The sequence below is a fragment of the Pseudomonas sp. SC3(2021) genome (genome assembly GCF_019856535.1).
GTDB classification, from domain to species: domain Bacteria; phylum Pseudomonadota; class Gammaproteobacteria; order Pseudomonadales; family Pseudomonadaceae; genus Aquipseudomonas; species Aquipseudomonas monsensis.
In genome coordinates, this window is sequence record NZ_CP082236.1 from 5214100 (window position 1) to 5238150 (window position 24051).

The window sequence follows — 24051 nt, forward strand, 5'->3', positions numbered from 1 at the left end:
TTTAGCAGATAAAAAAGGGCGACCCAAAGGCCGCCCAAACGTACTACACGAGAGTCTTTTACAACGTCAGTTGCCCACGTTCCTCCTCGGTCAACTGCTGTTTCGCCTGATCATCCAGCGCTCCGGCGCCCAGCACCTGCACCGGGCTGTTCGGGTTGTAGCCTGGGGCCGGGGTGCGGCTGGCGCCATCGCGGGTTGGGGCGAGTTGTTCGTTGCCGAAACTCAGCACCTGCACGGTAAACACCGAGGCCTGATTCTGCCGCGAGGCCGCTTGCTGCTGACGCGCCACGTCTTCCGCCGCTTGCGTGGCCGAAGATGCCGCCGAACTGGCCGAGGTGATCGCGCCAGTGTTGACCGCCGATACCACCGGCACCCCGGTCGATTTACCCTGCACCGAAATGTTGGCAGCGTTGACCACCGTCAGGGCGGCGATGTTGACGTTGCCCGACACACGAATCCCCGCCTCGCCGGCATCGATGGTGCCCAGCGGCGCGATCAGGTCGATGTCCCCCGGGGCCACTTCGGCAATCGGGTTGAGCGTGGCGATACCGGCGCCGGTGCTCGGCACCGATGGCGACAGGGTCACGTTGCCCCAGGTGTCGTACACGCGTTTCGGCGGGGTGTAGACCACGGTGGTTTTCGAACCCCGACCGGCGTTGATGTCGCCTTCGGCGGACCAGCCGAGGATCGAGCCACCAAACGTGGTCATGATCCGGCTCTGTCCCAGCAGAATGCTGCCCTGGGAGTAGAGCTGAATATTGCCCGAGCCCTGGGTAATGATCCCCGCCGTCGAGGGCGGCGCCGCGCCCTCGATGCCGAACACCTGACCACCGCCTGGCGTGAGCATCTGGATATCGCCACCGAACAAAGTCTTGACCCCGGCACCGCCATAAAGCGTGATGTCGCCGTCGTAGCGGATCGGGTTGCCGGCCACATCGGTGGTCGGGAACAGCGAAGCAATGGCGTTGCGACCACGCAGGTAACTGCCTTTGCGCGGGCCATCGACATCGTTGTATTCCAGGCCACCAGCACGCAGTTCGGCGAAGTACACCTGACGGGCGAAGATCGCCTGCTCCGCACGTGGCAACGCAGCGAAGAAGGCTTGCGCCTGTTCGGTGTTGCCGCTGAATCCATAGCCGAGGGTCAGCCAGCTTTGCAATTCGTCGAGGTAAGTCTTGACCACTTTGCCTGGCTGCCCGTTGAGCGATGCGTTCGGGTCGGCAAGGTTCTGCGGGTTCAGATAGCGGGCAATGAACCGCGAATAATCCGGCCCCTGCGCGCCCACACCGGCCTGCAATACCACGCTGGCACCCGGTTGTTTATCGCCTGCCACCAACGAGCCGAGGCTGGTGATGCTGGCGCGGTTTTCCATAAGGATATTGCGCCCGGCGTTGATATCCAGCGTTCCCGGCCCGGCGATATCAAAGTTGCTGTAGAGAATGTCGCGACCTGCTGACACTCGCGATACGTCTCGCGGATCATTGTGGACAAACAGGTTGCCGGTGGAAGAAATGCCATCCTTGCCGTTGCTTATTTCTGAACTCGGTACTGCCGTAGGCTGCCCCAGGGTGGTGCCGGAGGCGACGATGTCACGACCGGCGATCATCCACACAGGACCGGCCGCTTCGTACCAGGTGCGTTTGGAAGTGGAAAAGCTCAACGTTTCACCACTGCGAACGCCCACCAGGTCCCCCGTCAGTGCGTAGATTCGCGCCGGCCCCTGTACGTCGTTCAAACCCGAATAGCTATCGGGACCAAAGGCAAACAGCGGATATCGCACGTTACTCTCTGGTGCCACGCCATCGTCGCTGTAGTTGGTGCGCACCGGCTTGCTTGTGTTTCTGTTGGTGGTAAAGGTGTTGAACGCCGGGTTGAACGGCGTGGTAATGGCCATCGGGCTCGCCCCCGACTGGTTGATCGCATAGCCACCGGCGTAGATAGAGTCACCTGCCAGCAGTTCAAGCTGTCCCGACTTCGACGGAGCCAGGAGCAGTGAGTAACCTTGCAGCGGGTAGTTGTCTACGCCAGTGAACGTCGCGGATGGTCCTGCATAGATGGATCCCTGGCCCGCCACCGCACGAAGTATCGATGGATAGACAAACCGGCCATCGGTAGGAGAGGTATTGCGGCCCGTGATCAGACCGTTGGATGAGTTGACCTCGGATATCTGTGTGCCCGGCGTCAGGTTCCCGCCAGCCGAGAACAGATCGATTGCGGTGTGGTCGGTCCACAATGAGAAGCCGCTCAGAGTACCGCCCTGCTGAACGCTACCGTTGGCGGCCATGATCGGGCTGGCGTTCATCAGACTCACTCGCCCAGGATCCGCTGCACCACCCAATACCAGATCCCCACGGCTGCTCAGGCTCATGCCCGAGTCTCCCGGAATCAGCACCACGCCTCCGGAAGCGCTACCGGTGGTCGAGGTAAATGGATCAAGTGCCCGGGTTTCCCGAAGATCATTGACCACGGTGCTGGCGCCGTACCTCAGGTTGATGCCACCCAGTGCTCCACCCGTCATTTGTGCCGCACCGCGCAGGTTGATCAGCGCACCTTGCAGATCATGGACCGGTTTGCCGATACCGGTTTCTCCTGCCCGCGCTTGCAGCGACGGGTTGAACGTACCGCCGATTCGAATATCCATGTCACCCCCCCCGGTCATCTGCACGCTGCCATCGCTGGCGACTCGACCGGTGCTGCCGACTGCGACGATCAGACCTTGGCTTCGAGGATTGTTCACGGCATCCCCCAACGGCTTGAGCATGCCGGCATCACCACCGGCCCGCAGGCTGATATTACCGCCGCCCAAAGTGCCGAAACCGGTGAACCCGACCAGGTACGGTTCGGTATTGGTGTTCGTATCTGGCATCAATTGGGTGGCATAGCTGCCGAAGTTGATCCACCAGGCCGTGGGCATATCCGGGTTGTCCGTGCCTTGGCGCCACAGCCAGTTGCCCACCGCGACACTTGCGATCTGCTCCCGGGTTCCACCTGAAGTCGATCGAGTTTTCTGCCCTACCGAATCGCCCGAAACAGACCCGCCCGCGTTGATCGTCAGATTGCCGCCCATCTGCGGATACCAGGCCTGGTAAAGACTGTCGGTGCCGCCGTTGACCCATTTTTCATAATCGGCACCGGCGCTGCCCAATACCGAATTACTGTTCGAGAGATACCCGCGTTTCTGGTTGTACAACGGATCGACGTTCGCTGCTTGAGTGCCGGCGGTATAAACGCCAAACGGTGAATCCATGCTCAAGTTGCCGGCAGCCATCAGATCAAGATCGCCAGTACCGGTGCGCAGCACACTGAACATCTGGCTGTGGGCCTTGGCGGTTGTGCCGGGATTATTGCCGATGCAGAACTCCGGATAGATTTCACAAAGGACCTGATACTCCTCGGGAACGGGTTCGTAGTCAGGTCCTTGACCACTGCCCGGCGCCCATACCCAGCGTGCCATCGGCACACAGAGCCCTTCTATCTGCGCACAGATCTCCAATTGGTCATCGGGCACAGGGTAATACCCCGGAAGGTCATACGGATTGCCCGGTGCCCACACGAGTATCCCGGTTGCCTGGGTAAGCGTGACACCGTAATGAGTGTCCGCCAGCCGCAGATTGCCATCGGTGGTGACAGGCTTCACGGCACGGCTGTCCGCCGCCTCAAGATCGGCACCCGCCACCGCGCGCATCGACCATGACGCACTGCCCGAAGGCAACATACTGGCCAACGCCCAGTTCTTGCCTTGCTGCGTGCCGTTGAACGGACGCAGTTCGATCAGCGAAGTGCCGTCGGCAAGCTTTACATCAGTCATCGAAGGAATCAGCGAACCGCGCAGCAAGGCCAGCGAGCTGCTCAGTTTCACACCGGAAACCGTTAAAAGATCGAGGTCGAAAACCCCTGGCAACGGCACGCCCTTGGGCCAGGTCATGGCCTTTAGGCTCGTGGCCTTGTTCAGACGGATACCGGAACCCAGGCGAGTGTTCGCCGGCAACGTCACACTTTCGCTGAGCAACGTTCCCGCCGCGTACAACAGATGACCACCGGCATCATGGATAGCTCCCGCCAGCACTGTGCCGGCGCTGAACGTATAAGCCTCGCCCAAAACCGCCTGTGTCGGCAGCAACGTGCCGCTGGCCAGTCGCGCACCCTGAATCGTCACGTCGTAATTGAGCGTCGCGCCCACCGGAAACTGCGTGCCCTCGGCCAGCGTAACCCCGCTGCCCGGCACGATCAGATCGCCGCCGAACGGTTGCACACCGGCGATCAGTTTCCAGCCGGCGTCATCCTTGGTTTCCGGTGGTGGCGCGAAACCGTCGTTGATGCTGCCGTAAATGTCGAGGTTGCCACCGGCACGAATCACCAGGCTGCCGGCCTCCCCTGACCCGTACACCAACGGATTCAGTCGCGTGTGCGGATTGAGACTGGCATAACGATAGCCGGACAAATCCAGATCACCCTCCACCACCAGATCTCCGTCGGCAGTCTTGCTGGCAATTTCCACGCCTGGGCGCAGATGGAACGCGTCTGCGTAAGTGGTGTTGTTCAGCCCGGCGAGTTTGCGTTGCAGCAGATCGTTATTACCCAGCGCGGCGTTGATAAAGTCTTTGCTGTCACCGTGAATGCGTTCGAGCATGACCTTGTCAATCACCTGATACGGCCGACCACTGACCGCCTGATCGACACCATCACGGGCATCGGTATAACGGCGCGTGCCATTGAGCCCGATAGAACGCGCGCCCTGAATGGTCAGCACACCACTGGCGTCGATGGCAATGTCATTGCTGCCCAGACGTGGCGCGTTCAGCTCCAGCGTGCCGCGCAGCATTCCATCGTGTTGCCCCGCAAGGAAACCGGGCACGGCATCGGTGCCGTGGCGCAGGTCGATGCGCGCTCCGCTGCCTAGCGTGAGTAAACCATCGCCGGAACCGAGTTCGACCGTGGCACGGTTCGGCGCATCGATGATCTTGCCGTAGCTGTCGACCCGCAGCACACGGCCATGGGCATCGAGCACACTGTTGCCCGCAAGAGTCAGACCGTTTTTCGCCGACAGACGAATGCTGCCGACACGTTCGCCGCTGGCGTCGATCAGACCGGCAACCGTCAGGCTGCCATTGTCCACCGACACATTGATCTCACCAGCCTTGAGACCGTCGCCGATCACAAGATTGCCTTGTTTGAGTTGCAGGCTGCGGCTGCCGTAAACCTGTCCGGCACTCAAGCGCTGATTGAGTGCAGCGAACTGCTCGGTGGCGTCACCGCCCAGACGCTGCGCGCGAATGTCCACGCCACTGGCCTTGTACGGCACCAGCGTGCCACCGGCGTCGTAATAACCACTGCTGCCGCCGACAATCTGGCCTTGCAGATCGACCATCCCGGCCGCATCGGCCAGAGCGACGACGCTAAGGTTACCGGCCTGATTGTTCTTCGCCGACAGATCGATCCGCGAGCCCGCGGCCTGACGGATATTGCCATTTGCGCTGTACAGCGAAACATCGCCACCCCAGCTGTACTTGCTGACATCGTTGAACGGCAAGGTACGTCCGGCCATATCCAGTACGGCTCCACTGCCCAGGGTCAGATCGCCTTCGGACTTCACCGTCAGCTTGCCGCTGGCCAATGCGATACGGCTGTCGAGCACGATATCGCGGGCTTCAAGGTTCAACTCCGCACCCAGGGCATTGGCCACGCCGGCAGCCCCGGCGCCGCTCAAGGTCAGGCTATTGCCGGCCTTGAGCAGGCTGACTGATGCCGCCTCGCCAGTGAGCAACGGCGTACGCAGATTCAGATTGCCGCCGCTGTAGCTGTAACCCTTGACCGGATCGTAAGCGCCTTGCTCCTGATACACCGCTAGGCTGCCCTTGTGATTGGCGGTGATGCGCTCGCTGGCGCTCAGGTTGACGTTGGCGAACCCCAGCGCCAGACGATTGTTCTGATCCAGCCCGCTGGCCTGAGGCATCGGGCCATAACCCAGCTCGATCCGCTGGGCCTGAATGTCCAGCGTGCCACTGCCGGTGCCCGCACCACCCGTGATGACTGCGCCAGGACTCTGGGTCGCACCGTTCCAGATCAGGTTGGCGGTACGGATACTCGCCACGTCGCCGGCGTTGCCCAGACCGTAAATCGCCGGAGTGACCAGCACCAGGTTCTGCAATTTGCTCTGGCCGGTCTGTGGGTCGATCGTGTCGAGGCTGACGCTGCCGTAGAAATTGAAGGCGTCGCGAGTGGTCAGGCTCAGGGTTTCCAGGGCCGGCGCGCCAAACTGCGTATCACCGCGCAGCAAACGGTCGAGTACGTTCTGGTTGAGCGTGAGGCCGGCAGGCACGCGGCTGCCTGCCGCCGCCAGCGCCTCGGCGCTGCCGGCATTGACCGAGCCGACCGACAGTGCCAGATGACGGGTGCCGAAACGCACCGCTTCACCGAGTTCGAACTGGTTATCCGTGACGGCAGTGATACTGCCGTTCGAATACAGCAGGGCCGGATTGCTGCACACACTCGTTGCGCAAGTGCCGATCCGGATACTGCCCGCTCCGGTGATGCCACTGGCCAGCTCCGGCGCGAGGACCTGGGTCCAACCGTTGGAAACGAGCAACACGCTGGAGGCTCTCGGCTCATAAATGAAACCGGCCATTGAGTCGTAGGCCACGTTGCCACGCCCCAGCGTATTGATCCCGCCCCCCGCTTCGACCGTGATGCCGCCAAGCGTTGACGTGGTGCGCAGCAAGACTTCCGGTGCAGACAGAATCGCCCCTTCACGCAAGACAATGTTTGCGCTGGTGCCCAGGAAACCGATGATGTTGGCGGCTGTGTTGTACAGGACATTCGGCATCGCACCGATAGTCAGACGCCCGGCATTGAGGCTATTAAGCGTGTCGGCGTATAACGACACGCCATTGAAGCCAGGGGTCGGTGCATGGCCCGCGCCCAGGATCTCGAAGCTGCTACCGGCGTTGCCGCCGCGCACCACCGCCGTGCCGGCCATGCCACCCTCGGCAGCGTCGAACAACGCACGCCCGTTGAACTGCAAATCGATGCCTTGCTTGCCGCCGGACGCCAGGCGCAGATCCAGTGTCTTGCCGTCCATCGGTGCCATCGCGCGTGGCACACCACGCCGGGCGGCATCGCTCTGGATGAAGGAAGTGAATCCGGTTTCGTTGTACTGCGAGTAACGACGCAACACGTCGGCAGACGTGAGGATCACCTGACTGGCCAGGCTGGCACGCACGTCAGTATTGGCAATCGACATCTGCCCGCTGCTGGTCCATGAACCGTTACGCAATGGCAGCGCCCCGGTTGTCACGCCGGGTGTCGCCTGACCGTTCACTTCAACCCGGAACGCACCGGGCATCAAGGCAAACGTTGACGGCAACAATGTGTAAGTGCCCGCTGCCAACCCCGGAACGCCGGCACCAATGGTGATCTGCTGCCCGATACGCGGATCGACCGCACCGGCCTCGGCCAGCATCGGCGCATAGCTGCTCTGGTTGCCGGGCACGATGGCATAGACCGGGTTGCTCGCCAGCCCCGGCAGGCTGAAGGTGCCGTCAGGCGCGTTGCGCACCAGCGGGTTGAAACGCGCATCGGTGGAGCCGCCACGACCGGACACGAAACCGGCGCCGCGCAGATCCCCGCCGCCGGACAGGTCGATGACCGCGTCGCTCTGCACATCGGCAAATTGCGTGCCGATCGACACGCCTGATGTTTCGCCGGTGATGCCGTCGAGCACCACGGATTTGCCGTTGTAGCGATAGTCGATACCGTCCGTGGTGCCGCCGTACGGCATGACCAGACCGGCACCGCTGACCGAAGTCAGACTGCCCGGCAGCAGATGAACCTCGCGAGTCGTGCTGAGCAAATCGTCACCCAATACGATCTTGCCCAGCGGTGCACGCAAGACACCGCCCTGCTCGATGTACGCGGCGGAAAAAGTCAGCTTTCCGAATGCCGAGTACGGCACTGCAGCCGGTGCAGCCCCGTGACCGCTGATCCGCAAGGTGTGTTGAGAAACCGGAACCTCGCCCTGATAACCGACGCGCACCTCAGCCTGAACACCGGTGGCGGGATAGATCTGCGCCGCACCGAGATTCAAGTCGCCCGGTGTCCACAGCCTGGTTTTCTCCGCGCCATCATTCGGCGCGAGGAAACGCAGATCGCCGCTGCTGTCGAGGTTCACCAGACCGAAAGCCCGACGGCTGTATGCAACGGCCGGAGCCTGCCGTTGCAGGATCGAACCCTGAGTTCCGAAGGACAGGCCATTGCCCACGTCCAACAGGTTCGCAGAGGCATTCAACGTCGCGTCGGACAACCGGGTCGTCGGGCCGGGAAGCAATCGTGGGCGCATCATGCTGAAGCCGGCAAAGTAGGTGCCCACTCCTGACAGACGCAGGTACGGCGCACTCAAATCAACCCGCGCCGTGCCTTTGGAGTTCTCGGCAAGCGACAGCGCTCCGGCGAACAGGCTGAGGCTCTGATTCATGCGCAGATTGACGTCACCGTCGAACGACAAAAGACCGTTGCTCAGCAGGCTGAGATTGTCGAAACCGCCCGTCATCAAGCCATCGGCACTCAAACGGGCTTGACCGTAACGCAAGCCATCGGCGCCTTCGCCGGGTCTCAGATTCGCGGGCAGCAGCCCGTTCCCTGCCGCTTGGCCGATGATCATTTCCCTCGGAGCCCGCACCGCGTTGCTCGCCGAATCGGAATACAGCGGCGTCTCCAGCGCCAGTTCCAGACGACCACCGGCCGCCCCGACGCCACCCGCCGCCGCACGCAAGTTGCCTTCGACGAACAGGCCGGTGTAGGAGCTCAAACCGATTCGCCCGCCATCCGTTGCGACGCGGGTCGGGCCCTGGCCGGCGATATCCAGAACGGCCTCGGTACCCGACGCATCCAGCCGCGCGCCCGGACGCACAATCACGTAGGCATCGGCGGCCGTGGCGGTTGCCAGTTTCGAGTCGATCTCGCCGCCGATGATGATGCTGCCGCCCTTGCCGACCTGCCCGTAAGTGCGGCCCAAGGTGTCGGTCGCTGTATTGGCGCGCGCGGCGACATCCAGCACCGCCTGTTCGCCGATCCAGATCGAGCGGTCATGTGCGTTCGGATCCCCCACTTGAATCGAAGTGGCCGGCTGGATCGAGCCGAACTGTTGTTGACGAATATCGATCGTGCCACCCCAGGCATCCAGTTCACCGTCAACGGTGATCTGCCCGGCGCCACGCAATTTGATGCTCTGCCCCGGATCGACGCTGATGCGCGAGCCTCGGCCCAGGGTCAAGGTGCTGTTGGCGGCGTCAATCAGCTCGACCAGCGTCGCGCCGCCTTGCAGTGTCAGGCTGGCGCCGGCGCGCTGGGTCAGTACGCCCTTGGTCGGGTTTTCCTGGAACAGCGTCGGGGTCCACAGCTCCAGCGCCGTTCGCGGATCGACGCCGCTGACCTCGTTGGGGGCCGCATCGCCAAAACGGTAGACCGGCATGTTCACGTCAATTGCGGTGCCTTCGGCCACTTCAAGTCCGCTCAGGCCGATCAGGTTGTAGGCGGAGAACCCCTTGCCGAACAGGTCGGCGGACAGTTGCAAGGTGTTGTCCGCCAGGGCTTTATCCGTTTGCCCGACCAGTATTTTGTTGGCCTGCACCGTCAGGGTGCCGCCGCCCGTGACGCCGTACCCACGCAGTTCGCCATCGAGGTCCAGACGGGTTTTGCCTGGTGCGGAAATGGCGCTCGATTCCAGCGTCAGATCCCCGCCCTTGCCACCCCGGGTCTTGCCATTGGCGAGCACGGCGCCACCGGAAGAAACGTCGAGCAGGCTGCCGGCAGCGACGTCGATATCGCCGCTGTTGCGGATCGATATCAGACCACCGTTCAGATACGCCAGGCTGGCGTTATCGTCCGGATTGGTGCGCAGGTTGCTCCAGAGGCCGCGGGTGTCGAGCCGTACGCCCTCGGCGATGCGGGTTTGCGTCGCCTTGTCGGCTTTCGCCGCCAGACGAGTGTCAGTGTTTGCACCGCCAGTGAACTGATTGAGTACGTTGCCCAGACGCAGGCTGCCCCCGCGAGCGGTCAGGTCGGCGCCGACCTGCACATCCGGGGCGTACAGGGTGATGTCGCCACCGCTGTCGAGCGTAAGCCCACCGTCAACGGCGATCTGATCCTTGGCCGAAACCTTGAGCGCACCGAGACGGAATCCGTTGAGCTGATCGTTATCGAGATACAGCTTGCCCTTGCGGGCATCGGACACCGCACCGGTCAGATCAAAATCGTTGCCGGCGACCGGGCGCGAGCCACCGATCTGTATCTGATCGAGCAACGGATTGAGGGTGTAGAGCAGCCCACTCGACGCCGCGACAAAAGTCGGATCGTAACTGCCGACGATCAGTTGCGCACGCCGGGCCAGCGCGGTCTGACTCTGCTGATAGCCGTCGAGCACCGGTTTCGAAGCCTGATTCTGCCGTTCACCCTGATACACATCGCCGATCATCTGCCCGTCGAGCACGGCGTTCGCTGTGGAAATCACCAGTTGCCCGGCATCGCGGCCCACGGTGTAACCCGATTCGAAACGTGAACGCGGGGCGATCAGCGGGTTGTAGAAATAGCTGGTCTGGCCCCAGCGTTCGCTGCTGTCTTCATAACCTTTGTACAGCCCGGTGTAGAGCAGATCCCCCGGGGCGCGGGAGACTTCATACAAGCGTCCATCGGCGCCGCGCAGCCAGCTCTGGCGAATCTGCCCGCTCTGCACATCCAGGGTGCCGCCGGACAGGTTGATCAGCGAGCCTTTTTCCGTCACCACGTCGTTGCCGGCGAAACTCACCGTGCCACCCTGGGCCATCCATTCGCCGACGCTGTGGCCCTGAGTGCCGAGATAACCCCCGACTTCCAACAGGCCACCGGCGGTGTACCAGCGATCCGTGGCGTAGCCGTTGGTGCCGGCCGGCACGTATACCAGCTCGCGCACATCGACCCAGATGTCATTGCTGTTGAGCGCGCCTTTCTCGCGGTTGACCGACGCATCGCGCTGCTCGTTGCCCTGCACGTTGATCTTGATGCTGTTGTTTTCCATCGCCACTTTGACGCCGATGGCACCCGAGACATCGATCATCGCGCCGTCACGCACCAGACTGCGACGCTGTGCGCTGACCGCGACCTGGCCGCCGGTGGCCAGGGTGATCGAGCCGCTCTGGAACTCGACACTGCCACCGCTCTGAATCTCGATGCGCGACTGATCGCCACGGATCCGATTGTTGGCCGTGACGCCCGCCAGCGCGGCCTGATGCTGGCTGTCGAGGGCGGTCATGTCGCTGCTGTCGAGCATGATTGCCGTGGCGCTGCTCTGCCCCAGGGTCACGCTGCCCGTGGCGTCGTTGATCGGATTGGATAGGTGAATCGTGCCTCGTGTTGCAACTGAAGTGCTGGCGAGCAATACGCCGTTTTGCACGACCTCGTGGCCGGTAAGGGTGATGTCGCCGGTCGACGACTGGATCAGTCCGTTGTTAGTGACTTTGCCCGCAACGGCACCGGCCTTGAAGCCCGGAATGACTTCGCTGCCAAAGGTGGTGGACAGCGCATTGCCTTCGGTGCCCGAGCCCTTGCGGATGTAGAATCGGTCACCGGCTGCCAGCACGGTCTGGCCCTTGGCGGTGTTGATGTTGCCGTCGTTCTGCACTTCGTTGCCCAGCAGCAACGCGTAGCCGCCGGCATCGATAGAAGCCGCCGGTTTGTGGGTTTCAATCGAGGCACCGCGCTCCACCAACACTTTGCCAGCGGCATCGGTGAAGGTCGGCTGAGTGCCGGTGCTGTCGAAATACAGACCTCGATCGCGGAACTGTATGTCGGTGATATTCGCCGCTGCCGCAACCAGGTTGCGCACGTTGACCTGGCTACTGCCGCTGAACACGATGCCGTTGCGGTTGATCAGCATCACCGTGCCGTTGCCCTTGATCTGGCCTTGAATCTGGCTGGCCCGGGCGTTTGGATCGTTGACCCGGTTGAGCACTGCCCAGTTCGACTGCTGGGCGAAATCAACCGTGGTGTTGCGACCGACGTTGAAGGTTTCCCAGTTGAGGATCGCCTTGTCAGCGGTCTGTTCGATCTTCACCGTGGTCTTGCCGTCGGCCTGGGTCTGTTGCGGGCCCTTGGCGTTCTGCCAACCCTGGGCCAGGCTGTTATCGACTTTCAAACCGCCCTCGCCCAGACCGTCCGGCACAAACTGCACCGTGCCCAACGCCGCAGTGCGCCCGGCGGCCTGCGCCGCTTGTTGCGCGGCAATCGCGGCAACGGTGTTGTTCAAGGTCTGGATAGAGCGCTGCAATTGCTGATTGGCTTTTTGCTGTTGGGCCAGTGGCGGCGTCATCCCCGGTAATCCGCCCACGCTCGGCCGTGCCGCTGCCGCTTGCTGCGCGGCGCCCTTGGCGGCAAACCAGCTCGAACTGAACGCCGTCTGCGCCTGCGCGCTGCCCGCCACCAGACACAACGCCACGGCGTGCGCCAACGGCTTGAGCAGCCACAGCGCCGGCTCCACGGCATCACGCGGAAAGGACTGAACGTGGGTACGACGACGGGACGGGCGAGCGAGCATCACTACGAGATCCTTTTTTGATTGCCACACATGGCCGCAGGCGAACAAAAACCTGCTGTTACGACATAGGCAGTTGGCGAGGGGCGCGACCGAACGGATGTCACACAAACTTCATGTTGGGGGAGTATTCGCGGCACCGACCGCTGTGTGACTTGAATAAAAAATGGCAGCCCGCTGCAGGGCTGCCATCCGCTTGACGTCAGCCTCGTTCAAAGAGGTCGGCCAATACCGTTGCACACTGATGGATTGTTGATGTCGAGATTGTTGCCACTGGTGTTGGTGATGAAGTTGGCTGTCACGGCGTTCTTCCAGCGCGTAGGAATAGGCAACAGACCATGGGCAACGGTTGCGACCGCATTTCCCGGAACGCTGTAATGCTTCGCCAGGAAGGCACGCACATCATTTGCCACAGCGGCATCCCTGTAACACTGACCGAACAGCAAGTTGCTGTATCCGGATATGGCATAGCCACTGGCCGGGTTCGCTACAACAGGTACCCACTGCGCCGGATTGGCAGGTGTCGCTGGCAGCGCTGCCGATGACACTGCGAGCGAGACATTCGCCAGCGTCGGCAATACTCCGTTGATTCGGGCAACGACGGCATTGTTCGTAACGGCAATCCCGTCGGGGCCTGAATAACCAATGGAGCCGTCAACCGCATTCACGGCAGGCACGACATCAAGCGTGTTGCGTACAGCTACCCAGTTCGAGGGTATGGACGAACCCACCGGCAGGCGCGCGCTGGTAAAGGTCGCGTTGGTCGCAAATTGGGTCGGGCATATCGAGTTCAGGTGGCGGGTCAGGAGCTCCGAAGTACCGCTGGAAACGTCGCGATAGACGACTCGGATCGGCGTCGGGTCGGAACTGCCCAGCAAAGCGCCCCATGTGGTTTTGGATCCCGATAACGCATCGCACAACTGGGCGCTGGTCAAGTTGAGCGCTGTCTGGCCGGATTTCTTGTACGCAATGACGACCGAGGTGGAAACAGAAGGCAACTGGATCAACGGGCCGTATGCTGCGCCGTAATTACTTGTGTACGCGTTGAGCTCCGCAGAACTGAGGATTGATTCGCTGGCGGCGAAATGCACAGTGCCGGTGGTACTGAAACCGGCCGGATTATTGGTCAGGAACGCGGTCTTGCCAATGCCGCTGCCGGTGCCGAGGTAACTGAAATTCGCCGGCAAAATGCTGTTTGCAGCCCCGGTATACAGAGCTGCGGGTAACGTTGAACCACCACCGGTCACCGCCATCGCCTGCCCAGAAACCAGCGCCGCCGACACCAGTGCGGCCACTCCAATAAGTTTGAACATGTTCAATCTCCTTATCGAATGCCCCCAACGGGAGCCAAAAAAAATGGCAGCCCCGGAGGGCTGCCACCGTTACAGCTGACTAAACCAACCTGCTTACAAAGGACGACCGATAGCGTTGCAGACGCTGGCGTTGTTGATGTCCAGGTTGTTGCCCGAGGTGTTGGTGATGAAGTTGGCGGTTACAGCGGTTTTCCAGGCGTTAGGCACGGCGACAAACTTGTGGGCCTGAGTCGCAGTGTTGTTGCCCGGGTTGCTGTAGTGAGTGGTCAGGAAGGCTTTGACATCAGCGGCCACGGCTGCGTCCTTGTAGCACTGACCGAAGATGAAGTTGGTGTAAGCAGCCAGTTTGTAACCCGAAGTCGGGTTAGCGACCACTGGCGACCACTTGGATGGATCGGCAGCATCGACAGCAGACGATGGAGGGGTCACCGACGACAGCGCCAGCGTCACGTTGAGCGAAGTAGGCTGAACACCGTTCACGCGGGCAACAACAGCGTTGCTGGTAGCGTCAACACCGTCCGGACCGACATAACCGATGGAGCCGTCAACCGCATTCACGGTAGTGGCAACATCGGAAGTGTTGGCTACACCGACCCAGTTCGAAGGCAAGGCGATGCCACCGATACGAGCGGCGGTGAAGGTGGTGTTGGTCGCGAACTGAGTCGGGCAAATCGTGCTCAGGTGGCGGGTGAGGATTTCCGAAGTGCCGCTGGAAACGTTGCGGTAAACCACGCGGATAGCGGTGGTGTCAGCAGTGCCCAGCAGCGCTCCCCAAGTGGTTTTCTGGCCGGAGAACACTTCGCACAGCTGAGCGCTGGTCAGGTTCAGAGCAGTCTGACCGGCTTTTTTGTAAGGGATGGCAACCGAAGTGGCAACCGAAGGCAGCTGAATCAGCGGACCGAACGAAGCATTGTAGGTGTCTTTGTAGGTCTTGAGTTCCGAAGCGCTGAGGATCGAGTCGCTACCGGCGAAGTGCACAGTGCCAGTGGTGCTGAAACCAGCCGGGTTGTTGGTCAGGAAAGCAGTCTTGCCACCGCCGCTACCGATGGCAGCGTAGGAGAAGTTGGCTGGCAGGATGCTGTCGGCAGAGCCTTTGTACAGAGCGGCAGGCAGCGTTGCACCACCACCGGTAACGGCCATGGCTTGAGCGGAAGCCAGAGCGGCGACGGTCAGGGAAGCTGCGATCAGAGTGCGCTTGAACATGAAGAATCTCCTTTTCAACTAGGTTTGGGAACACAGGTTTTCGGGTGACTTGCATGACACTGGGAGGACTCACCGGGGCCCTCGCTAGCGTTGGCCTTGGTTAAGTCGCACTGAGAAATTCGCAGTTTCCGGTGACAGATAAAGGAAAAAACCTCGGGAGCTGCGAGCTGTTTCTGAAGGGATTTTCTCGGGTGTTTGTCGGATGCTGCGCAGCCTCTGGATCGCGGGTTTGACTGAATCGGGCTGGAGGCGTTGGCGGGTGGTTGCAGATGACAGAACGGAGAACCCGAGGATCGGGAAAACATCGCTCGGGTGATGGAGAATCTTTTGCAAAAACGTTGAACTATTTATTGGCCTGGCGGGCCTCATCGCTGGCAAGCCAGCTCCCACAGGTTTTTGTGTTTTGCTGCAAATCGCATTAACAACACTGTTCCCTGTGGGAGCTGGCTTGCCAGCGATGAGGCCAGTGCAACCACCACCAAGGCATCAGACACACCCCTACTGCACCAACTGGTTGATCTCAATAATCGGCAACAACACCGCCATCACAATCACCAGCACCACCCCGCCCATCACCACAATCATCAGCGGCTCAAGCAATGCGGTCATGCCCATCGCCCGCCGCTCGATATCCCGTGACAGCGTCTGCGCCGCACGCTCAAGCATCGGTGGCAACGACCCGGTCTTCTCGCCGCTGGCGATCAGGTGAATCAGCACCGGTGGAAACACGTTCTCCACCCGCAACGCCGCCGCCAGGTTCACCCCCTCGCGCACCTTGGCCGTGGCCTCGCTGACACTCAGACTCAAGCGGTCGTTGGACAAGGTCTGCCGCGCCGCTTCCAGTGCGCGCAACAACGGCACCCCGGCGCCGCCGAGAATCGCCAGGGTCGAAGCAAAACGTGCGGTGTTCAGGCCCAGAATGAAACGCCCGATCAGCGGCAGTTTCAGCACCCGATGATGCCACCTCAAACGCGCCGCCGGATTGCGCAGATACAAGCGCCAGCTCCAGAAGCTTGCGGCCATGATCCCTGCACACAGCCAGCCCCAACTGCGGATGAAATCACTCGCGTTGAGCATCGCCAGGGTCAGCCCCGGCAAATCCTGCCGCGCCTGGGAAAACGCGCTGACCACCTGCGGCACCACGTAGCTGAGCAAGAAAATCACGATGCCGATCGACACCAGCCCGACCACACCCGGATAAATGAATGCGGTGAGAATCTTGCCGCGCAGGTTGTTGCGCTCCTCGATGTAATCCGCGAGCCGCTCCATGACCTGCGCCAGATCTCCGGATTCCTCTCCCGCCGCAATCAGCGCACGGTAAATCTCCGGAAAATCCCGTGGCCGCGCAGCCAGTGACTCGGCCAGGCGCATGCCGCTGCGCACGTCGGCACGCACCGCGCTAAGGGTATGGGCGATGTGTTTTTTTTCGGCCTGCTCCACCGTGGCGCTGAGCGCTGCCTCCAGTGGCAGGCTGGCACCCAACAGACTCGCCAATTGCCGCGTGGCCCAGGCCAGATCATTGTCGGAGAGCCTGGCACTGAACAATCCACCGCCGCCCTGCTGGGCGACATTGCTTTCCTTGTGCACCGACAGTGCGGTCAATCCGCGCCCGCGTAAAACACTGAACGCGGCGCCCTGGCTGTCCGCTTCCAGATGCCCGGACTCGATCTTGCCAGTGGCGTCGGCGGCTTCAAAACGATAGCGATTCATCAGGCGTCCCGAGTCACACGGAGGATTTCTTCAGGGGCGGTGGCGCCGCTGCGAATCCAGCGTTCACCGTCCTCACGCAGGCTGAACATGCCGGCCTTTGACGCCGCCGCACGCAAGGCTTGCTCCCCTGCCCCTTGGTGAATCAGGGTGCGGATGTCGTCGTCGATGCAGAACAATTCGTGAATGCCGGTACGACCGCTGTAGCCGGTGTGATTACACGCCGGGCAACCGACCGGGCGCCACGTCCCCGGTGCCGCCGGGTCTTCTTGTTTGCATTCTTTGCACAGTCGTCGCACCAGCCGCTGGGCCAAGACCCCGAGCATCGACGAGGCCAGCAGAAACGGTTCGACGCCCATGTCGATCAAGCGGTTGACCGCCGACACCGCGTCGTTGGTGTGCAGGGTCGCCAGCACCAGGTGACCGGTCAGCGAGGCTTGCACCGCGATTTGCGCGGTTTCCAAGTCGCGGATCTCACCAATCATGATGATGTCCGGGTCTTGCCGCAAAATCGCCCGCAGTGCCAGGGCGAAGGTCATGTCGATCTTGGCGTTGACCTGAATCTGGCTGATCCCCGGCAGGTCGTATTCCACCGGGTCCTCCACGGTGAGGATGTTGCTGGTGCTGGCATCCAGTCGCGCCAGCGCGGCGTAGAGGCTGGTGGTCTTGCCGCTACCGGTGGGGCCGGTGACCAGCACGATGCCGTGGGGCTGGCGGATCAAGTGGTCGAGTTTGGCCAGCACTTGCGCGTCCATGCCCAGGGTTTCCAGATGCAGACGCCCGGCCTGTTTGTCCAGCAGGCGCATCACCACCCTTTCGCCATGCCCGGTGGGCACCGTTGAAACACGAATGTCGATTGGCCGCCCGGCCACGCGCAACGCGATGCGACCGTCCTGCGGCAGGCGTTTTTCAGCGATGTCGAGCTGGGCCATGATCTTGATCCGCGACACCAGCGCACCGTGCAGCGCCTTGCGCGGCGAAACCACATCACGCAAGGTGCCGTCGACCCGGTAGCGCACCACCGAATGGGTTTCGAACGGTTCAATGTGGATGTCACTGGCCTCATCGCGCGCAGCCTGGGTGAGCAGCGCGTTGATCATGCGAATCACCGGCGCGCCGTCCTGAGTGTCGAGCAGGTCGGTGATTTCCGGCATGTCCTGCATCAGGCGGTCGAGATCGACTTCGTTTTCCGCCGCACCGACCACCGCCGCCGCGCTGCCAGTATCGGCATAAGCGCTGGCGAGCAAGCCATCGAGTTCGTCATCGCGCACGCGCTGTATCGTGGTCGCGCCAAACTGCCGCCGCGCCTCACTGATCGACCAGCCGGGCGTCGACGGGCACACCGTCAACACCCCATCACACAACAAAATCCGCTGCGCCTTGGCCCAGGCGTAAGGCAACGCACTCATCTCCTGAACTCCTCCAGTTCCACTGTGGCGAGGGGATTTATCCCCGCTGGGTTGCGCAGCAACCCCAAAACCTGCAATCGGTTTTTTCCAGACATATCGCGCCCGCAATGTTTACGACTGCTGCGCAGCCGAACGGGGATAAATCCCCTCGCCACAGGGGTGGGTTGCAGATTGCGGGCTGGTTTCAAAAGCGTGTGCTCCCATGAATCGGCACAGCTTTGGTCCATGTGCAAGGCAACGCACTCATCTCCTGAACTCCTCCAAATCCCCTCGCCACAGGGGTGAGATGCAGATTGCGGGCAGGTTTCAAAAGCGTGTGCTCCCGTCAATCGGCACGGCTTTGGTCCATGTGCAAGGCAGCACACTCATCTCTTGAACTACTCCAATTCCCCTCACCACAGGGGTGAGTTGCAGATTGCGAGCTGGTTTCAAAAGCGTGTGCTCCCATGAATCGGCACCGCTTGGGTCCATGTGCAAGGCAGTGCACTCATCTCCTGAACTCCCCCAATTCCACTGTGGCGAGGGGATTTATCCCCGCTGGGTTGCGCAGCAACCCCAAAACCTGCAATCGGTTTTTTTCCAGACATATCGCGCCCGCAATGTTTACGACTGCTGCGCAGCCGAACGGGGATAAATCCCCTCGCCACAGGGGTGAGATGCAGATTGCGGGCAGGTTTCAAAAGCGTGTGCTCCCGTCAATCGGCACAGCTTTGGTCCATGTGCAAGGCAGCGCACTCATCTCTTGAACTACTCCAATTCCCCTCACCACAGGGGTGAGTTGCAGATTGCGGGCTGGGTTCAAAAGCGTCTGCTCCCGTCAATCGGTACGGCTTTGATGGTTGCGCGAGGGCCTGAGGTGGGCGCCACTGCCGGCACGCCTTGCGCGGCTGTCGGCAATTGCGGCGCCTGCATGTCCGGCATCGCCCAGCTGCGCTCCGGTTGCAGGCCACCCTGGGCGCGGCGCATGAAATCGTAGCGGTTGAGGGTGATGCTGCGCCCCGCTTCGCTGTCGCGGATGATGTACGGGCGCAGGAACACCATCAGGTTGGTCTTGGTGATCGCCCGGCGCTCGTTGCGAAACAGCGCACCAATCCCCGGCAGACTGCCCAGCCACGGCACCGCGTCGTTGCTCTGGCTGTAGCCGTCCTGCAGCAAGCCGCCAAGCACCATGATCTGGCCGTCATCCAGCAAGATGCTGGTGTCGATCGCCCGTTTGTTGGTGACAATCCCCGCCGATTTGGCGCTGGCCGAAGCGCGTTCGTCGATGCTGCTGACTTCCTGATAAATGTCGAGCTTGACCGTACCGCCCTCGGAAATCTGCGGCCGCACATTGAGCTTCAAACCAACCTCTTCACGGGTCACGGTCTGGAACGGGTTGTTGCTGGTGCCACCACCGCCAGTGACGTAACTGCCGCTGACAAACGGAATGGTCTGGCCAACGAAAATGCTCGCCGCTTCGTTGTCCAGGGTCAGCAGGTTCGGCGTCGACAGCACGTTGGTGCCGCCCTTGCTCTTCAGCGCTCGGGCCAGCACTTTCAGGTCGAGGATCTTGCCGATGCCGGGGATGTCGACGGTGCCGTTGACGTAGCCCAGGTTCAAACCCTGCGGCAGTACGTCGATGCTGGTCTTGCCGCTGACGTTGATGCCCGAGCCACCCAGATTGGCCCCGCCGATCACGCCGTTACCACCGAGGTTGCCGGTCTGCCATTGCACACCGAACTCACTGGCATCGTCTTCGCCGACCTCGACGATCAGGCTTTCGATCACCACTTGTGCGCGACGCTGATCGAGCAAGTCGATGACTTCGCGCAGGTTGCGGTACAGCGGTTCCGGCGCGGAAATCAGCAAGGTGTTGGTGGTGGCGTCCGCCTGAATGGTCACGCCGCCAGCGCTGAAGGCAACGTTCTGTTCACTGCTTTGCGCGCCGCCACTGCTGGCGCTGCCACTGCTGCCCTGGGCGTAACTGCCGCCGGTGCTGCCCGTGCTGCCGTTGCTGCTGGTCGATGGGGTGCCGCTGGTTTGCGCACCGCTCTGGCCATTCTGGCCGCCATTGCTGCCGGTGCCACCCATCGCGCTGAGCACCGACCGCGCACTGTCGCTGGTGCCGCTGTCGCTTTCGCCGGTGAGCAAGCCGCGCAAGGCCTGCGCCAGTTTCGCGGCCTGGGCGTTGCGCAGATAAACCACGTGCAGGTTGCTCGGATTGCTCTGCGCATTGTCGAGTTTGTAGATCAGGTTGCGCGCCAGCTCGGTACGCTCGGGGCTGCCGGCGCGAATGATGATGGTGTTGGAACGCGGGTCGCCGATCACCGCGATTTTCTGCGTCGGATCGTTGCCCGGCGCATCCAGCAAATCAGCGACCATCGGCGCGATGTCAGCGGCGATGCCGTTCTGGATCTGCACCACATCGGTGTTGATCGCACTCGGCGAGTCGATGCTGGCAATCAACTGCGCGACGCGGGTGAGGTTCTCGGCGTAATCGGTGACGACGATGGTGTTGTTGCCCGGATAGGCGTTGATCGGGTTGTTCGGCGACACAATCGGGCGCAGCACCGGAATCAGGTTCACCGCGTTCTCGTATTGCAGGCGGAACGTGCGGGTGAGCATGCCGTTGCCGGCGGGTTTGTCGGCGCTGTAGATCGGCCCGCCGAGCAGCTTCGCATCGGCCTCCGGCACCACCTGCGCCACACCGCCGACATCGACCACGCTGAAGCCCTGCATGCGCAACGCCGCCAGCAGCATGTCGTAGGCCTGGCGCGCCGGCACCTGACCTTCCGAAACCAGCGTCAGGTTGCCCTTGACCCGTGGGTCGACGAGAAACTGCTGACCGGTCGAACGCGACAATGCCCGTACCACCGCTTGAATATCGGCGTCGACAAAGTTCAGCGTCACCGGTTGATCGCCCAGCGGATTGCTCGGCAACGTGGTACCCGATGGCGCCGCACCGCTGCGCGCACTCTTGGTGATGTTGTGCAATTGCTTCGGCGCAGGTCGCGCCTGCGCCTGTGCGCGCTCGCGGTCCAGCACCGCGTCGCCGCTGCGCTGGGTGTTGGCCAGTGGCCGACCGAGTTCGCTGTCGACCAGCAACGGCGGCTGGTTTTGTGGCGTGGTGGTGTTGCTGCACGCGCTCAATGCCATCAGCAGCATCGGCAAAGCCAAGCGTGCCGGTTTGGATCCTGACCCCTTCATGAAGCTTCCTTAGCGCCAAGCGCCTGATCCATGCGAACGGTGCCTGACAAAGTGCCGGCGGTAACATCGGTCGAAGCGTTGTCTGCACGTTGCAAACGGGCCTCGACCACCTGCAAAGAAAGTTGTGACGGCGTGCTCAGCAACCAGTCGAGCACCGCATCGGCCGGGGCGGCATCGAAGATCAACTGCCACGCACCGGCATCCGCCGCCTGTAATTGGTAATGCCCGGCCAGCCCGCTGGCCTGCAGCGTCTGCTCCAGCGCCTGGGCCACGCCTTGCCCGGCCGGGCGCACGCTGACTTCGCGCAGCAACACCTCCAGCGCTTCGGTCTGCGCGCGCAGTTTTGGCGTCTCGGCTTGCCAATAGGTGATTTTCTTCAGCGGTGGCTGAATCAACGCCACCCAGATCAACAGGCCGACCAGCGCCAGAGCCATGCCGCCGACCATGCGTTTCTCCCGCAGCGCCAACGGTTGCCAGCGCGCCTGCACCTGACTGTTGAAGCGCTGCCAGCGGGCGCGGTACTCCGCGAGCGAGGCCTTATTCATCTTCTGCTCCGCTGTCGTCGGTGCTACTTGAAGGGGATTCTCCTGCCGGGCGCAGCGTCCAGCCGTCATCCTCGGCGGTGACGCTGATGCCGGCCTGAGCGAGTGTGCTTTGCCAGTCTTTGTCGGTGCCGGAGCGCCGCGCATCGCTGAGCAGACGCAATTGCAACGCGCCCTCGGCGAACGTCAGTTGCTCGACACTGCCAGCCATGAACGGCATGCCGCTGCCGGCCTGCAGCACCAGCCGATTGAAGGTTTGCGCCGGATCGTCCGCCGCGCCCTTCTGCCGCGCCGCCAATTGCTGACGGGCCTGTTGCAACGGATTGAGGATCACCGGCAACTCGGGGAAGGCCTGTTTCACCCGCTGATTCATGTGCGCCTTCAACTGCTGGCCCTGACTGGCTTCGCGGGCGGCATACAGGTTCAAACCGACCACCCACACCGCCACGGCCAATGCCAACAAAGCCAATGCCCGGCCCCAGCCGCGATGCTCGGTGTTCTGTTGTTGCACGGCGCCGTGCAAGCCCCAGCCCGGTAAAGGCCCGGTCCAGCGCTGGGCCTCGGCCATTGGCAGTTCAGCGTTGGGCGGTGCACCGTCGCCAATCCAGTGCAAGGCACTGCCGGACGCCAGCAACCCGTCGCCCGGGTCTTCATCGAACAACGGCTGCACCCGCGCTGTTTGCACGCTGTCGCGCAGCAACAGATGACCGTCCAGGCGACAGGCCACCGTGCCCGGCAACACCGGCAAACTGTAAGCCGCCGGGTACACGCCGCGCAGGTTAAGGCCGCTGTGCTTGAGCAGTTGCCCGAGGCGCAGCAAGCGTTCGCAGGGCGCCCAGGCGATCTGCACCTGCCCGGCTTCATCACGGGGACTGTGAGCGATGTGCATCGCGTTGCCGTCACCGAGCATCAACGCCTGCGCGGCGCATTGCACCGCGGCCGCCGTCTTGTTCGCAGGCAGCGGCGGCACGTCGATGCTCGCCAGCAGACTGTCCGCGGGGTGCAGAAAACACACCAGCGGCGGCTGTTTCGGCGACTGGCTCAACTGGTTCAGGCTGAGGCATTCCTCACGACTGACCTGCCCCTGACGATCCAGCCACGCGCAGTGCAGCGGACTGTCCAGCTCGAGTTCGGCCAACGGCGCCAGAGCAATCCGTAGCTGACTCATACGCCCACCCGCGACCAGATCACCTGCGGCAGGCGATCCTGCGAGCGATGCAATAACGCTTCGAGGCTGACCCGGCGCTGATCACGCCGCGCCTCGCCGCGCAGGCGAAACCAGTCACTGGTGATGCCGACCTTGACGCTGCTGATCTCCAGTTGCGGCATGCGCAAACGGTTGACGAAATCACCGCGATTGATGAACCAGCGCCCGGCGTCACGTTCATTGATCAACGCCTGCGCCCGCTCCAGCGACAACCCCGGCACATTCGCGGCCAGCACCGGCGCGGTGGCGGTGTTGCCGTTGACCCAAGTCGTCGCTGGAATCACCGTCAGGTACGGCGCGAGTTTGCTGATCAGCGCGTCATTGATGCCATCGACACTGCGCAGATCCTCGATGCTGCGCAGCATCGGCAGCTTTGGATTTTCGGGTTTTCGCGAAGCGTTGGGCGACGTTAACCGGCCACTGTCGAAGCCGGTTTGGGTGGTCGCGGCGATCTGCGGATTCAACAGTCGCGGGTAAGAGGCAATCACCCGCTGACTGATGCGCTGGCTCAACCCGGCGCTGACACCAATCAACTCGCACAGGCGCGCGAACGCCTCGACCTGTGCCTCATCCACGCGCTCATTGGCCACCAGATTGCGCAGGTTGAACTTGCCCTGCTCGTCTTCCAGCCGGCCTTCAAAACCTGATGCGCTGAGGCGCTGTGCCCACGGCTGATCGAGGCGGGTCAGCGGATCGCGCTGGCGCGCCTCCCACAACCACTGACGGCTGATCTCCAGACCGCCCTGCACCCCCCAGCGGCCCTGCACCCGCTGCTGATCCGCTTCCAGCGCACGGGTCGAAACGCTTTGGCGGGTCAGCATGCCCGCCGCAATCACCGCCACCACGGCCGCGATCAGCAACGCGCTGATAATCGCCATCCCTTGCTGCTTCGCCCGGTTCGGCGAACGGCTGTCCATGGCCGGCC

Annotated in this window: 9 protein-coding genes; all 9 read right to left on the reverse strand. The window is 62.2% G+C overall.

Annotation, left to right across the window (positions count from 1 at the left end; genetic code table 11):
* Window positions 1-58 precede the first annotated feature (58 nt).
* The gene (locus K5Y35_RS23210) at window positions 59-12562 is read right to left on the reverse strand and encodes a filamentous haemagglutinin family protein (protein ID WP_222833061.1); all 12504 of its coding nucleotides are present in this window, start codon (window positions 12560-12562) and stop codon (window positions 59-61) included.
* 209 nt (window positions 12563-12771) lie between these two features.
* Entirely contained in the window at window positions 12772-13872 is a 1101-nt protein-coding gene (locus K5Y35_RS23215; RefSeq protein ID WP_123468120.1) for a substrate-binding domain-containing protein, read from the reverse strand.
* Between the two features lie 93 nt (window positions 13873-13965).
* Window positions 13966-15075, reverse strand: coding sequence for a substrate-binding domain-containing protein (locus K5Y35_RS23220; protein ID WP_123468118.1), 1110 nt, complete (start codon window positions 15073-15075; stop codon window positions 13966-13968).
* Between the two features lie 498 nt (window positions 15076-15573).
* Entirely contained in the window at window positions 15574-16785 is a 1212-nt protein-coding gene (gene gspF, locus K5Y35_RS23225; protein ID WP_123468116.1) for a type II secretion system inner membrane protein GspF, read from the reverse strand.
* The gene (gene gspE / locus K5Y35_RS23230) at window positions 16785-18191 is read right to left on the reverse strand and encodes a type II secretion system ATPase GspE (RefSeq protein ID WP_123468114.1); all 1407 of its coding nucleotides are present in this window, start codon (window positions 18189-18191) and stop codon (window positions 16785-16787) included. Before gspE ends, gspF begins: the two co-directional genes overlap by 1 nt.
* A 798-nt stretch (window positions 18192-18989) precedes the next feature.
* Entirely contained in the window at window positions 18990-21377 is a 2388-nt protein-coding gene (gspD, locus tag K5Y35_RS23235; protein WP_222833062.1) for a type II secretion system secretin GspD, read from the reverse strand.
* Window positions 21374-21922 carry a type II secretion system protein GspM gene (gene gspM / locus K5Y35_RS23240; RefSeq protein ID WP_123468110.1) on the reverse strand — a complete coding sequence of 183 codons (549 nt, stop codon included), beginning with the start codon at window positions 21920-21922 and terminating at the stop codon, window positions 21374-21376. Before gspM ends, gspD begins: the two co-directional genes overlap by 4 nt.
* The gene (gene gspL / locus K5Y35_RS23245; protein ID WP_222833063.1) at window positions 21915-23087 is read right to left on the reverse strand and encodes a type II secretion system protein GspL; all 1173 of its coding nucleotides are present in this window, start codon (window positions 23085-23087) and stop codon (window positions 21915-21917) included. Before gspL ends, gspM begins: the two co-directional genes overlap by 8 nt.
* Window positions 23084-24043, reverse strand: coding sequence for a type II secretion system minor pseudopilin GspK (gspK, locus tag K5Y35_RS23250; protein WP_222833064.1), 960 nt, complete (start codon window positions 24041-24043; stop codon window positions 23084-23086). The genes gspL and gspK overlap by 4 nt, the downstream gene beginning before the upstream one ends.
* Between the last annotated feature and the right edge of the window lie 8 nt (window positions 24044-24051).